The sequence below is a fragment of the Streptococcus nakanonensis genome, assembly GCF_059738785.1.
The window spans coordinates 362,501-377,690 of record NZ_AP027139.1; the positions used below are offsets into that span (position 1 = coordinate 362,501).

General features: G+C 38.7%; 11 protein-coding genes (1 of these 11 only partly in view). 9 read left to right on the forward strand and 2 right to left on the reverse strand.

Annotated elements, in window-relative coordinates; all coding sequences use genetic code 11:
* A protein-coding gene (gene birA / locus AC6I9F_RS01955; RefSeq protein ID WP_498022386.1) for a bifunctional biotin--[acetyl-CoA-carboxylase] ligase/biotin operon repressor BirA crosses the window boundary here: on the reverse strand, positions 1-767 show its 5' portion. Its footprint begins 169 nt before the window's first position; the window shows 767 of its 936 coding nt (coding positions 1-767); the start codon lies at positions 765-767; its stop codon lies off the left edge, out of view.
* On the reverse strand, positions 764-1,624 hold the full coding sequence (locus AC6I9F_RS01960) for an AraC family transcriptional regulator (RefSeq protein ID WP_498022388.1): 861 nt from the start codon (positions 1,622-1,624) through the stop codon (positions 764-766). The genes birA and AC6I9F_RS01960 overlap by 4 nt, the downstream gene beginning before the upstream one ends.
* Before the next feature lie 107 nt (positions 1,625-1,731).
* Here AC6I9F_RS01960 and AC6I9F_RS01965 point away from each other — a divergent pair, with 107 nt between their 5' ends.
* From AC6I9F_RS01965 to oppC, 9 genes are all read left to right on the forward strand, one after another.
* On the forward strand, positions 1,732-3,894 hold the full coding sequence (locus AC6I9F_RS01965; protein ID WP_498022390.1) for an alpha-galactosidase: 2,163 nt from the start codon (positions 1,732-1,734) through the stop codon (positions 3,892-3,894).
* A gap of 34 nt (positions 3,895-3,928) precedes the next feature.
* Complete coding sequence (locus AC6I9F_RS01970; RefSeq protein ID WP_498022391.1) at positions 3,929-5,188, forward strand: sugar ABC transporter substrate-binding protein; 1,260 nt, start codon at positions 3,929-3,931, stop codon at positions 5,186-5,188.
* 13 nt (positions 5,189-5,201) lie between these two features.
* Positions 5,202-6,068, forward strand: coding sequence for a carbohydrate ABC transporter permease (locus tag AC6I9F_RS01975; RefSeq protein WP_498022393.1), 867 nt, complete (start codon positions 5,202-5,204; stop codon positions 6,066-6,068).
* Positions 6,069-6,081: 13 nt separating this feature from the next.
* Positions 6,082-6,915 carry a carbohydrate ABC transporter permease gene (locus AC6I9F_RS01980; protein ID WP_075213618.1) on the forward strand — a complete coding sequence of 278 codons (834 nt, stop codon included), beginning with the start codon at positions 6,082-6,084 and terminating at the stop codon, positions 6,913-6,915.
* A 318-nt stretch (positions 6,916-7,233) separates the two neighbouring features.
* Positions 7,234-8,676, forward strand: coding sequence for a sucrose phosphorylase (gene gtfA / locus AC6I9F_RS01985; RefSeq protein ID WP_045605759.1), 1,443 nt, complete (start codon positions 7,234-7,236; stop codon positions 8,674-8,676).
* Between the two features lie 147 nt (positions 8,677-8,823).
* Positions 8,824-10,017, forward strand: a complete 1,194-nt coding sequence (locus tag AC6I9F_RS01990) for an O-antigen ligase family protein (protein ID WP_498022396.1) — start codon at positions 8,824-8,826, stop codon at positions 10,015-10,017.
* Between the two features lie 691 nt (positions 10,018-10,708).
* Positions 10,709-12,697: a peptide ABC transporter substrate-binding protein gene (locus AC6I9F_RS01995; RefSeq protein ID WP_498022398.1), complete on the forward strand. Its 1,989-nt coding sequence runs from the start codon at positions 10,709-10,711 to the stop codon at positions 12,695-12,697.
* 66 nt (positions 12,698-12,763) lie between these two features.
* The gene (locus tag AC6I9F_RS02000) at positions 12,764-14,260 is read left to right on the forward strand and encodes an ABC transporter permease (protein ID WP_498022400.1); all 1,497 of its coding nucleotides are present in this window, start codon (positions 12,764-12,766) and stop codon (positions 14,258-14,260) included.
* Positions 14,260-15,186 (forward strand): oligopeptide ABC transporter permease OppC, encoded by a 927-nt coding sequence (gene oppC / locus AC6I9F_RS02005; RefSeq protein WP_498022402.1) that lies wholly within the window; start codon positions 14,260-14,262, stop codon positions 15,184-15,186. The genes AC6I9F_RS02000 and oppC overlap by 1 nt, the downstream gene beginning before the upstream one ends.
* Positions 15,187-15,190: the final 4 nt, after the last annotated feature.

Here is a 15,190-nt window from a genome sequence, read left to right on the forward strand (position 1 = left end):
TTATAGAAGTATAATAACTCATCTGCAGGTGTTTCGAAGAAAGCACGCCAGATTTCTATGATTAATTCATTTCTTGTTATGGGTGCTGGTGATTTAAATAAGCTAGCAGCTTTTTCTTTTAATTCTTGTGGGAAGTCTTGAATAGTGAAGTTGATTCCTACTCCAATAATGATATCTGTGACTAAGCTTGTTTCTACAGAGGTCATTGCTTCAGTGAGAATTCCTCCAATTTTATGATTGTTTAGGTAGATATCATTGACCCATTTTATGTCGACATCTATTAAAGTTAGGTTCTTAATGGCTTTGTAGACAGCTCCGGCTACAAGTAGTGTGTAGGATGGTAATTTATCGTAGGGGAGATTTGGTTTAAGATGGAGGGTCATATAAATGCCACCTTGTGGTGAGTAGAAGGAACGTTGAAAACGGCCTCGGCCTGCTGTTTGATAGGAAGCTAGATAGAGGGTATTTGCTTCATGGCCTAAATCAATTGCTTCTTTTGCATCTAGTTGTGTTGATTTTGTTTCGGGTTTAAAGCTGACTTTAATTGGAAGATTTTCTTCTAGAAGTTCTGGAAGAATAAGGTCTCCATTCATCAATTTATAGCCTTTGTTTTTGATACTATCAATTTCAATGCCTTCTTGTTCTAGTCGCTTGATAGCTTTCCAAATTGAAGTTCGGGTCAGTGATAGTTCTTCTGCAATCTTTTCTCCGCTGATATAATCGGTTTCTTTTGCTAGAATTTGGTAGACAGCTTGGTAGGATTTCATAGTGTTTCCTTTCTCACTAGTTGATGTTGGGAATATTCTTTTCTTGTATGACTTGGGGTCTGATTAAAGTATTGTTTATAAGCTTTTGAAAAATGGAGTGGATCTGAAAAACCTACCGAGTATGCAATTACCTTGATGGACTCTTGGGTATTTTCGAGAAGTTGTTTAGCTCGGTGCATTCGAACGTAGAGTAGGTATTCTTTGGGGGATAAGGTGTTAAACTCTTTGAATACGCTTGATAAGTAGCTTCTGTGAACGGATAGTTCTTTTGCTAAATCTTGAATTGTAAGTGATTGAGGATAGTGGCTATCAATTAATCGTTTGCATTCAAGATAGAGTTGGTGGGTTGATGAAATATTCTTTTTTTTCTGATTGGGAGCAATAGTTCCCAGATGAAACATCAGTTCATGGAGCTGTCCCATGATATGGAGTTGAGCTAATTCATTTGATTTTGTAATCTGAGCGAAGCGGACAATGTCTGAGATGAGTTTTGCAGTAGACTGAGTATGACAAGTTTCAGATTGGATGAGATAGGATTGGTCAGAAATTTGAGAAAGTGCAAAATAATCAGGAGCTTTCCCTCCAGTGATTCCTAACCAGTAGTAGGCCCAAGGTTCTTTACTATCTGCTTGATAAAAGGTTAGTTCCTCTGGTTTTAATAGAAAGAAATCTCCTTCTTTTAAATCAACAATTTTACCCTTGTAATGAAATTTTCCTTGTCCTTTACTAATGTAATGTAGGACGTATGTATCTCGAATTGCTGGACCAAAAGAGTAATTAGGTGTGCATTCCTCATATCCATAAAAGCTTAGGGAAAGGTCAATTGTTCCAGTCTGGTATTCTGAAAAAACTAGCATGTGCTACCTCCTACCTAACATTTTACCATATTCTTGAGACATTTTTCTATTTTGGAAAGCGGTTTCAGGTGATAAAATAGAATCAATAAAGTGATGAGGTGAAGTAAATGGGAATTAGGATAGAGAATAATCTATTTTATGTTGAGAGTAAAAATTTAAGTTTGATTATTGAAAATCGAAATGGCTACTTACTTTTGAAACATTTAGGAAAGACTATTAAGAACTATAAAGGTTCCAATAGTGTTTACGAACGAGATCATGCTTTTTCAGGGAATCCGACAGCTACTAATCGAACCTTTAGTTTAGATACGCAACGTCAGATTTTTGGACAACATGGTTTGGGTGATTTTAGAAAACCAACTTTACAGATTCAGCACGATGCAACTGAGGTAACAGATTTTCGGTTTATAAAAGCAAAGATTTTAAAAGGTCAAAATGGTCCACAGGGTTTACCTTCTCCACACAGCATGGATGGTACAGAGACTCTTGCCTTGATTTTAGAAGATTCTAAGGCTCAACTTAGTCTGACTCTGTATTATACTGCTTTTGATAATAATGCGACAATTGCTAGCTACAGTAAATTGGAGAATAAGAGTAACCAGGAAGTTATCATCCATAAAGACTTTTCTTTTATGGCTGATTTTCCAGCGGTAGCTTACGAAATCGTAACTCTTCAGGGAGCTTATGCTCGTGAAAAGACTGTTCGACGTCAACAGGTAGAACAAGGAATCTTTTCGATTAGTTCGAACCGTGGTGCTTCTGGCCATGCCCAAACACCAGCTCTTCTCTTATGTGATCAAGGAGTCACAGAGGATGCTGGAAATGTGTTTGCTATTCAACTACTGTATAGTGGCAACTTTGAAGCTTTTGTTCAAAAGAATCAATTGAATGAAGTTCGGCTGGCTATTGGGATTAATCCGGAAAACTTTTCTTGGAAGTTAGACCCTGAGGAATACTTTGAAACACCGGTAGCTTTAATGACCTATTCAGACAAGGGATTAACTGGTGTTAGTCATGAAAGTCAGAATTTTGTACTGAAGCACATTATGCCAAGTAAATTTTCTACAAAAGAACGCCCAATTCTAATTAATAACTGGGAAGCTACTTACTTTGATTTTCAGAGAGAAAAACTGTTAGATTTAGCAGATGAAGCTAAGAAAGTTGGCATTGAACTTTTTGTATTAGATGATGGTTGGTTTGGCAATCGTTTTGATGATAATCGTGCTTTAGGTGATTGGGTTGTTAATGAGGAAAAACTGGGTGGAAGTCTTGAAAGTCTGATTTCAGCTATCCACGAAAGAGGTTTGCAGTTTGGGCTTTGGTTGGAACCTGAGATGATTTCTGTAGATAGTGATTTGTATCGTCAACATCCTGACTGGGCTATTCAGGTTCCAGGATATGAACATACCTATTCTAGAAATCAACTAGTACTTAACCTTGCCAATCCTCAGGTAGTAGAATACTTGAAAAATGTCTTAGATCAACTCCTATCTTATCATGAGATTGATTACATTAAATGGGACTTGAACCGCAATATCACTAACTTAGGAAATGGCTTAACTTATCTAGAGACACAGATGCAATCTCATCAGTACATGCTGGGGCTTTATGAACTTGTCGCTTATCTGACAGAGAAGCACAGCCATATTCTCTTTGAGTCCTGCTCTGGTGGCGGTGGACGAAATGATCTGGGTATGATGCGCTATTTCCCACAAGTCTGGGCTAGTGATAATACTGATGCGATTGCACGTTTACCAATTCAATATGGTTCATCCTATCTCTATCCAACCATTTCTATGGGGGCTCATGTGTCAGCAGTACCGAATCATCAGATGGGACGAACGACACAATTAGAAACACGTGGCCATGTAGCAATGATGGGAAATTTGGGATATGAGCTTGATTTGACAAGTTTATCAGATGAAGAGAAAGCTGAGATTGCTAATCAGGTGAACTTGTATAAAGAATTACGACCAGTAGTTCAGTTAGGACAACAGTATAGGTTAATCAATCCCGATTCTGCATCCAATGAAGCAGCTGTACAATTTAACTACGGAAATCAAACGATTGTAACCTACGTTCGCGTTTTGTCAGTTGTAGAGACCATGGAAACAACTTTAAAGTTAAAAGATTTGGATGAAGAGGGACTATATGAATTACAGGAAAATGGAGTAGTTTACTCAGGTGCAGAACTCATGTATGCAGGCTTAACTGTTATCTTATCCCAAGGAGATTTTTTGAGTAAACAGTATATTTTTAAAAGGCTATAATAAAGGTGTATAAATTTATAAAGGAGGCTTTCCAATGAAATGGTATAAAAAAATCGGACTTCTTGCAACTACAGGTTTAGCTTTGTTTGGGCTCGGCGCTTGCTCCAACTATGGTAAATCTGCGGATGGCACAGTGACCATCGAGTATTTCAACCAGAAAAAAGAAATGACCAAAACCTTGGAAGAAATCGCTCGTGATTTTGAGAAGGAAAACCCTAAGATCAAGGTCAAAGTCGTCAATGTACCAAATGCTGGTGAAGTATTGAAGACACGTGTTCTCGCAGGAGATGTGCCTGATGTGGTCAATATTTACCCACAGTCCATCGAACTGCAAGAATGGGCAAAAGCAGGTGTCTTTGAAGATTTGAGCAACAAAGACTACCTGAAACGCGTGAAAAATGGCTACGCTGAAAAATATGCTGTAAACGAAAAAGTTTACAACGTTCCTTTTACAGCTAATGCTTATGGAATTTACTACAACAAAGATAAATTCGAAGAGCTGGGCTTGAAGGTTCCTGAAACCTGGGATGAATTTGAACAGTTAGTCAAAGACATCGTTACTAAAGGACAAACACCATTTGGAATTGCAGGTGCAGATGCTTGGACACTCAATGGTTACAATCAATTAGCCTTTGCGACAGCAACAGGTGGAGGAAAAGAAGCCAATCAATACCTTCGTTATTCTCAACCAAATACCATTAAATTGTCGGATCCGATTATGAAAGATGACATCAAGGTCATGGACATCCTTCGCATCAATGGCTCTAAGCAAAAGAACTGGGAAGGTGCTGGCTATACCGATGTTATCGGAGCCTTCGCACGTGGGGATGTCCTCATGACACCAAATGGGTCTTGGGCGATCACAGCGATTAATGAACAAAAACCGAACTTTAAGATTGGGACCTTCATGATTCCAGGAAAAGAAAAAGGACAAAGCTTAACCGTTGGTGCGGGAGACTTGGCATGGTCTATCTCAGCCACCACCAAACATCCAAAAGAAGCCAACGCCTTTGTGGAATATATGACCCGTCCAGAAGTCATGCAAAAATACTACGATGTGGACGGATCTCCAACAGCGATTGCAGGGGTCAAACAAGCAGGAGAAGATTCACCGCTTGCTGGTATGACCGAATATGCCTTTACGGATCGTCACTTGGTCTGGTTGCAACAATACTGGACCAGTGAAGCAGACTTCCATACCTTGACCATGAACTATGTCTTGACCGGTGATAAACAAGGCATGGTCAATGATTTGAATGCCTTCTTTAACCCGATGAAAGCGGATGTGGATTAGGAGTAGAGAGACTATGAAAAAAGTATTACAAAAATATTGGGCATGGGCTTTTGTGGTCATCCCCCTCTTGTTACAAGCAATTTTCTTCTATGTGCCGATGTTTCAAGGAGCCTTTTACAGTTTTACCAACTGGACAGGATTGACTTATAACTACAAATTTGTCGGCTTAAACAACTTTAAGCTCCTCTTCATGGATCCAAAATTCATGAATGCGATTGGCTTTACCGCAATCATTACGATTGCCATGGTGGTTGGTGAGATTGCACTCGGGATCTTCATTGCGCGTGTCTTGAATTCTAAAATCAAAGGCCAAACCTTCTTCCGTGCTTGGTTCTTCTTCTCAGCTGTTTTGTCTGGTTTGACAGTGGCTTTGATCTTCAAGCAAGTCTTCAACTACGGTCTTCCAGCGATGGGGCATGCCCTTCATATTGAATTTTTCCAAACCAGTCTTTTAGGGACTAAGTGGGGAGCGATCTTTGCGGCTGTCTTTGTCCTTCTTTGGCAAGGGGTGGCTATGCCCATCATCATCTTCCTAGCTGGTTTGCAATCTATTCCAACTGAGATTACAGAGGCAGCAAGGATTGATGGCGCGACTAGTAAGCAAGTTTTCTGGAACATTGAATTGCCTTACTTGCTACCAAGTGTCTCTATGGTCTTTATCCTAGCCCTAAAAGGTGGGCTGACTGCCTTTGACCAAGTCTTTGCCATGACCGGTGGTGGTCCAAACAATGCCACAACCTCACTTGGGCTTTTGGTTTATAACTATGCCTTTAAAAACAACCAATTCGGTTATGCCAATGCCATTGCCGTAATCTTGTTCTTCTTAATTGTAGTGATTTCGATCATCCAATTGAGAGTATCTAAGAAATTTGAAATTTAAGAGGAGAAGCATGATGAAACAAGATGAAAGAAAAGACCTGATTGGCAAATACATTCTATTGATTCTAGGATCGGTTCTGATTTTAGTGCCGCTCCTTGCTACCCTCTTTAGTTCCTTCAAACCCACTAAGGATATTGTAGACAATTTCTTTGGCTTTCCAACCAACTTCACATGGGACAACTTTAGTCGTCTCTTAGCTGATGGGATCGGAGGCTATTATTGGAACTCTGTCGTCATCACTGTCTTGTCTTTACTTGCAGTAATGATCTTTATTCCTATGGCAGCCTACTCCATCGCTCGCAATATGAGTAAAAGAAAAGCCTTTACCATCATGTATACCCTCTTAATCCTCGGAATTTTCGTACCTTTCCAAGTCATCATGATTCCGATTACGGTTATGATGAGTAAACTCGGTTTGGCTAATACCTTTGGTTTGATCTTGCTCTACTTGACCTATGCGATTCCACAGACCCTCTTTCTCTATGTTGGCTATATCAAAATCTCGATCCCAGAAAGTCTGGATGAAGCAGCAGAGATCGATGGGGCTAATAAATTTACAACCTATTTCCGCATCATCTTCCCAATGATGAAACCGATGCATGCGACAACCATGATCATCAATGCCCTTTGGTTCTGGAATGACTTCATGTTGCCACTCCTTGTCTTGAACCGGGATTCAAAAATGTGGACTCTGCCTTTGTTCCAATACAACTACGCAGGCCAATACTTCAACGACTACGGGCCAAGCTTTGCCTCATACGTTGTCGGCATTATCAGTATCACCATTGTCTATCTCTTCTTCCAACGCCATATAATCGCAGGAATGAGCAACGGGGCAGTGAAGTAAGAAGAGACTAGAGAAGCTATAATTCCTGATACAGGGGAATAGTTCAGCTAGTTGACAATTTTATGTGAAAACAAGAAAGTAGTACTTAGTTTATTGAAGTCTATATTTAGTACGAGTTTGATGATAAACAGAGATTTAATACTCAATGAAAATCAAAGAGCAAACTAGGAAGCTAGTCACAGGTTGCTTAAAACACTGTTTTGAGGTTGCAGATAAAGCTGACGTGGTTTGAAGAGATTTTCGAAGAGTATAACATGAATTTGATTTACGAAGCCAAGTCATACGAGACTTGGCTTCAATTTAAAAAGGAGAGTAATGATGCCAATTCAGAATAAAACCATGTTGATTACCTATTCAGATAGTCTGGGAAATAATCTTAAAGACTTATATGAGAATTTGGAAGAGCATTTTGGAGATGCTATTGGGGGAGTTCACCTTCTACCATTTTTCCCATCAACAGGTGATCGTGGATTTGCGCCAGTTGACTACGACGAAGTGGATTCAGCTTTTGGTGATTGGGAGGATGTTAAGCGTTTAGGTGAGAAATATTATCTTATGTTTGACTTTATGATTAATCATATTTCTCGTCAATCTAAGTATTATAAGGACTATCAAGAAAAACATGAAGCCAGTGAATTTAAAGATCTCTTTTTAAACTGGGATAAGTTTTGGCCGGAAAACCGTCCGACACAGTCTGATGTAGATTTAATTTACAAGCGTAAGGATCGTGCACCAAAGCAAGAGATCGTGTTTGAAGATGGTTCAGTGGAACATTTGTGGAATACCTTTGGTGAGGAGCAGATTGATCTTGATGTGACCAAAGAAGTAACGATGGAATTTATCCGTAAGACCATTCAGCACTTGGCAAGTAATGGGTGTGATTTGATTCGCTTAGATGCCTTTGCTTATGCAGTGAAGAAATTGGATACCAATGATTTCTTTGTGGAACCAGATATTTGGGATTTATTGGACAAAGTTCGAGATATTGCTGCTGAGTATGGGACAGAGCTCTTACCTGAAATTCATGAACACTACTCGATTCAGTTTAAAATAGCGGATCACGATTACTATGTTTATGATTTTGCTCTTCCAATGGTGACACTTTATACTCTTTACAGTTCTAGAACAGAGCGTTTGGCTAAGTGGTTAAAGATGAGCCCAATGAAGCAATTTACGACGCTAGACACCCATGATGGGATTGGAGTGGTGGATGTCAAGGATATCCTGACTGACGAGGAAATCGACTATGCTTCAAATGAGCTCTATAAGGTTGGAGCTAATGTCAAACGTAAGTACTCTAGTGCAGAGTATAACAATCTAGATATCTACCAAATCAATTCAACCTATTATTCTGCGCTTGGAGATGATGATGTTAAGTATTTTCTTGCACGCTTAATTCAAGCTTTTGCCCCAGGTATTCCTCAGGTTTACTATGTAGGTCTATTAGCAGGCAAGAATGACTTGAAATTGTTAGAAGAAACTAAAGAAGGTCGAAATATTAATCGTCATTACTATAGCAATGAGGAAATAGCAGAAGAGGTCCAACGTCCTGTAGTGAAGGCCCTTCTCAATCTATTTTCTTTCCGAAACCGTTCAGAAGCATTTGATTTAGAAGGAACTATTGACGTTGAAACACCAACAGCCCACAGCATTGTAATCAAACGTCAAAATAAAGATAAGTCCGTAACAGCAGTAGCAGAAATTGATTTGCAAAATCAGACTTATCGGGTAATTGAGAATGGAGTTGAAGTAACATTTTGAAGCCTTGATATGATTGATAAAATAGGTTTTTATTTTAGTAAACGTTTCCTTTGTTTTCAAATTGCTAAAAAAGTGGTACAATAGTGGTACAATATAGGATAGCTTACTATTATCTGAATCAACTGATTTGGAGAGAAAGGATTCATTTTGAAATCAATAGGCTTTATTGAAAAGCTGAGAGGGTTGTCTAGTAAAGAGCTGATTTTATTGGGAATTATCCTGAGTATCTTTTTACCCTTTTATCTTTTTGTAGTTGTATTCTGTTTATATATTATCAGTTTGATTTTTACAGGAGACATGAAAAGTATTCTTCAGAAAATGGGGGAGCATCTGATGCTGCTTCTTTTTCTTGGATATAGTACTGTTATATCCATTCTTGCACAAAATTGGATGGGTCTTGTGGCTTCAGTAGGAATGTTTCTATTTACTGTTTTCTTTTTGCACTATCAGTCGATTTTATCCCATAAATTCTTTCGCTTGATTTTGCAGCTCGTCTTGTTTGGTAGTGTATTGTCAGCTGCTTTTGCGAGTTTAGAGCATTTCCAAATTGTGAAGAAATTCAACTATGCTTTTCTTTCACCCAATATGCAGGTCTGGCATCAGAATCGTGCAGAAGTGACCTTCTTTAATCCTAATTATTATGGAATTATTTGTTGTTTCTGTATCATGATTGCCTTCTATCTGTTTACAACGACCAAGTTAAATTGGTTGAAAGTATTCTGTGTGATTGCGGGCTTTGTTAATCTCTTTGGTTTGAATTTTACGCAAAATCGAACTGCCTTTCCTGCTATTATCGCTGGAGCCATTATTTATCTCTTTACGACCATTAAAAATTGGAAGGCCTTTTGGCTTAGTATTGGGGTCTTTGCGATTGGCTTGAGTTTCCTCTTTTCCAGTGATTTGGGAGTTCGTATGGGGACTTTAGACTCTTCTATGGAAGAACGCATTTCTATCTGGGATGCTGGGATGGCTTTGTTTAAGCAAAATCCTTTTTGGGGTGAAGGGCCATTAACCTATATGCACTCTTATCCTCGGATACATGCTCCTTATCATGAACATGCTCACAGTCTTTATATTGATACGATTCTGAGTTACGGAATTGTGGGAACTATTTTATTAGTTTTGTCTTCTGTTGCTCCTGTTCGCTTGATGATGGATATGAGTCAGGAGTCGGGGAAACGTCCGATTATCGGTCTTTATCTATCTTTCCTTACAGTGGTTGCTGTGCACGGAATCTTTGACTTGGCTCTTTTCTGGATTCAGTCAGGCTTTATTTTCTTGCTAGTTATGTGCAGTGTGCCATTGGAGCATCGAACCTTGGTATCGGACATGACGGATTAAGTATATAAGATTAGAATCTTCTACCTTGGGTAGGAGATTTTTTATGCGATAGGCATGTCGTGCATCTGAGGTGTAAGTTCTCTGTAGGGATCCACTACCGGCGAATACAATAGCGCTCCCCAAGCCTGACTATCGTGAGGTAGCGGATTAAAATGGTCTGGAGATAGATCGTTTTAAGTCTGACGCAGGAAATAAGAGTTGTCAGAGGAAAGGATAGCGAAATCGTGGCACTACTAACAGGAACGTGATAGCAAGGCGTATATAGTGGACAAGGTAGCGAGAAATTTTAAAGTATAAAAGATAGTCTTAATCTATATGTGTAAATCACGAAAGTAATTGAATTCGGAATAAGGTTGGTGTGAAAAAGATATAGTAAACTGAATCTTGAATACTAGAATGATACTTCTACAATATTGTGATAAAATGATTTGAATTCCAAAATCACATTGTTCAGTCTGTATTTCGTTTTACTATAGGTCTTCCTAAGCTCCAAAGTTTCTGCGTCAAATTTCTTATTTTCGCTGTAGTCTTTGATACTTCGAACGACAATTTGAATCATATATTCAGAAAAAATGAAAAATTTGTGTTAATAAGCCTAAATATTCTGAAAATTCGTTTATTTTTCTTGAAACATCTTAAAATCTATGGTATAATTGACAATAACCTATACTTTATTACGAGGAGTGAAGAAATGAAAAAAAGTCAAGTGCTTGCTGTAGCAGGAGCTACCTTATTAGCGTCAGGAGTTCTAGCTGCGTGTTCAAACACTAGTTCAAGTAATGCTAAACTAGCAAAAGATTACCAATATGTTTATCAAACAGATCCAGAAACTTTGGATTATATTGTCAGCAATATCGATTCAACATCATTCATCACAACAAATGCTGTAGATGGTTTGTTGGCTAACGATAAATATGGTAATCTGGTTCCTTCTATCGCTGAATCATGGACAGTTTCAAAAGATGGTTTGACGTATACCTATAAAATCCGTAAGGATGCTAAATGGGTAACTGCAGAGGGAGAGGAATATGCTCCTGTCACTGCTAAAGACTTTGTCACTGGTTTGAAACATGCTGTAGATGGAAAATCAAAAGGACTTTCAATCGTTAGCTCTTCTATTAAGGGATTAGAAGCCTATATCAAGGGTGAAACAAGCGATTTTTCAACCGTCGGAGTAAAAGCACTTGATGACCAAACACTAGAGTATACCTTGAACCAGCCAGAAACTTTCTGGAATGATAAGACAACTAGTGGTGTTTTGATGCCAGTTAATGAAGAATTCTTAGCTTCAAAAGGGGAAGGTTTTGGTTCTCCAACAGATGCTAACTCTATTCTTTATAACGGTCCATTTGTCTTGAAAGCTGTAACTCCTAAATCATCTATTGAGATGGCTAAAAATGACGCTTACTGGGACAAAGAAAATGTAAAAATTGAGAATGTTAAGTTCACTTTCTGGGACGGTAAGGATCAAGATGTAATTGCCAAAGGTTTTTCTGATGGTCAATATAGCAAGGCTCGTATCTTCCCTACAAGTTCTACATATGAAAAATATGCAGCTGACTTCAAAGATAACATTTACTTTAACGAACCAGGTGCGGGTGTTGCAACTGTCAGCTTGAACTATGGCCGTACAACTTATAACCACACTGCTAAGACAAGTGATGCCCAAAAGACATCTACTCAAAAAGCTTTGCTAAATAAGGAATTCCGTCAAGCCTTGAACTTTGCGGTCGATCGCAATTCTTACTCAGCTCAAACAAATGGTACTGATGGAGCGGCAGTAGCCATCCGTAATACATTTGCACCATATAATCTTCAAGTTGGTAAGAAAACATTTGGTGAATTGGTACAAGATAGCTTGGCTAAGACAAATTCTTCTACTTGGTCAAACGTGTCTCTAGCAGATTCTCAAAATGGTCTTTACAATGAAGAAAAAGCTAAAGAAGTCTTTGCTAAAGCTAAATCAAGCCTACAAGCTGAAGGTGTTGAATTCCCAATCCACTTGGATGCCTTGGTTATCCAAGAATCAACAGCGGTTGTAAACCGTGTTCAATCATTGAAACAATCAATTGAAAAAGTATTGGGTTCAGATAATGTTGTTGTAGACTTGCAACAAATGACTCAAGCAGAAGCTTTACCAATTTCATTTAGTGCTCCAACAGCTAAAGAGCAAGATTGGGATATCCACACCTTGCTAGGATGGAACCCTGACTATCAAGATCCTTCTACTTTCTTGGATCAGTTTGTCATCAAGGGAGGAAACACTCGCCTTTACCTTGGTATTGACCAAAACACTGATGCATCAGTAGTAAGCAAACTTGCTTTAGCTGACTATGGAAAATTACTTGATGATGCAAACAGCGAAAACCAAGATGTTCAAAAACGTTATGAAAAATACGCGGTAGCACAAGCTTGGTTGACTGACAATGCTTTGACAATTCCAGTAATGGCTTCTCCTAAAGAAACAGCCGTTTCATATGTTTCAAAAGTTCTACCATTTAGCTCATCATATTCTGAATCTGGTCTTAAAGGTGAAAATTCAGGATACTTGAAGTACACTGAAGTTGGTGAAAAAGCAATCACCAAAGAAGAGTATGAAAAAGCTCGTGAAAAATGGTTGAAAGAAAAAGCTGAATCAAATGAGAAAGCTCAAAAAGAATTGGCAAGTCATGTGAAGTAAATAATTTCTAATAGAACTTTCTCTCCATGAGGAGAAGGTTCTTTTGGGATTTTTAAAGGAAATAATATGAAAAAATATATTTTTATGCGTGTTTTGCGGTCATTGGTTTCGATTTTCTTAGTGACGACTTTGACCTACACGATTATCTATACCTTGGTTCCTCGAAAATTGATTTTCAAGCAGGACCCTAACTATAATAAAATTGCGACAACGGCTGATAAACGTGATAACTATGAAAATACTGTGTTTGAGCGTATGGGCTACATTGAGTATTACGATACTAAGGAGTTGCAAGAAAAGGCAAGTAGCATGGATTCTTCTGTAACAGTAGAGGCAAATGCGACCAATAAAGCTATTTATGAAAAGTACATCAATCAATTAGGTCGTGGTTGGACTTTGGGAGAATTTACTGAAAGTGGTCAATTTTATGCTACTCGTGAAATTCCAATTTTTGAACGTGTTTTTCACTTCTATGCTAACTTGATTGACATTGACCATACAAATAAAATTCAAGACCCTGAAAATCCAGACTTGAAACGTTACCTTCGTTTCGAAAATGATCCAGCTATCGGATGGTCCTTGGTCGGTTCAGGTACTAAACATAAATATCTCTTGTACTTCAACAGTCAGTTCCCATTTGTGCATCAAAATTTTGTGAATATCAATTTAGGTGACTCTTATCCAACCTATGCTAATACACCAGTTCTTCAGGTTATTACTCAAGGTCAAGGACAAACCAAAACTGCTCAAGTTCAGTTCCCAACAGGTAAGAAAACCTCTTCTGTAAATATTTACTCAAGAACCTACAAGTCACCTAGTCAGGCTGACTCTCGTGAAGTAGCTAGCTATGGGAAAGATGATCCTTATACAGCGACTGAAAGTAATTACCAATATCCATCTATGATTGTCAGCTCTGCTATTGCTGGTTTGATTGGTTTGGTGATTTCTTATGCGATTGCAGTGCCACTTGGTTCAGCCATGGCTCGTTTCAAGAACACTTGGATTGATAGCTTCTCAACAGGGGCTTTGACCTTCTTGCTTGCTCTTCCAACCATTGCCTTGGTTTACATCGTTCGATTGATTGGATCATCTATTGGTCTTCCAGATTCGTTCCCTATCTTGGGAGCTGGAGATTGGCGTTCTTACGTTTTACCAGCAGTCATCCTTGGTTTGTTGGGTGCTCCTGCTACAGCTATTTGGATTCGTCGTTACATGATTGACTTGCAATCACAAGACTTTGTTCGTTTTGCTCGTGCAAAAGGTTTGTCTGAAAAAGAAATTTCAAACAAACACATCTTTAAAAATGCCATGGTTCCGCTGGTTTCAGGAATTCCTGGTGCCGTTATTGGGGTTATCGGTGGTGCAACTCTTACTGAAACAGTCTTCGCCTTCCCAGGTATGGGTAAAATGTTGATTGACTCTGTAAAAGCATCCAATAACTCTATGGTCGTTGGTCTTGTCTTCATCTTTACATGTATTTCTATCTTCTCACTTCTTTTGGGAGATATTTGGATGACGATTATTGACCCACGTATTAAATTGACTGAGAAAGGAGGCAAATAATGTCTACAATCGATAAAGAAAAATTTCAGTTTGTAAAACGTGACGATTTTGCCTCTGAAACTATTGATGCGCCAGCATATTCTTACTGGAAGTCAGTGTTTAGACAATTTATGAAGAAAAAATCAACTGTAGTCATGTTGGGAATCTTAGTAGCCATCATTTTGATGAGTTTCATCTACCCAATGTTTTCTAAGTTTGATTTTAATGATGTCAGCAAGGTAAACGACTTTAGTGCTCGTTATATCAAGCCAAATGCTGAGCATTGGTTCGGTACAGACAGTAACGGTAAATCGCTCTTTGACGGTGTCTGGTTCGGAGCTCGTAACTCTATCCTCATTTCTGTGATTGCGACAGTGATTAACTTGGTTATCGGTGTTTTTGTCGGTGGTATTTGGGGAATTTCAAAATCAGTTGACCGTGTCATGATGGAAGTTTATAACGTCATCTCAAACATCCCATCTCTTTTGATTGTTATTGTCTTGACTTACTCAATCGGAGCTGGATTCTGGAATCTGATTTTTGCTATGAGTGTAACGACATGGATTGGGATTGCCTTTGTAATCCGTGTGCAAATCTTGCGTTACCGTGATTTGGAATACAACTTGGCGTCACGTACTTTGGGAACGCCAACCTTGAAGATTGTTGCCAAAAACATTATGCCACAATTGGTATCTGTTATTGTGACAATGATGACCCAAATGCTTCCAAGTTTTATCTCATACGAAGCCTTCTTATCTTTCTTCGGTCTTGGATTACCGATTACCGTACCAAGTTTGGGGCGTTTGATTTCGGATTATTCACAAAACGTAACAACCAATGCTTACTTGTTCTGGATTCCATTGACAACCCTTGTCTTGGTATCCTTGTCCCTTTTCGTAGTTGGTCAAAACTTAGCGGATGCTAGTGATCCACGTACACATAGATAGGAGT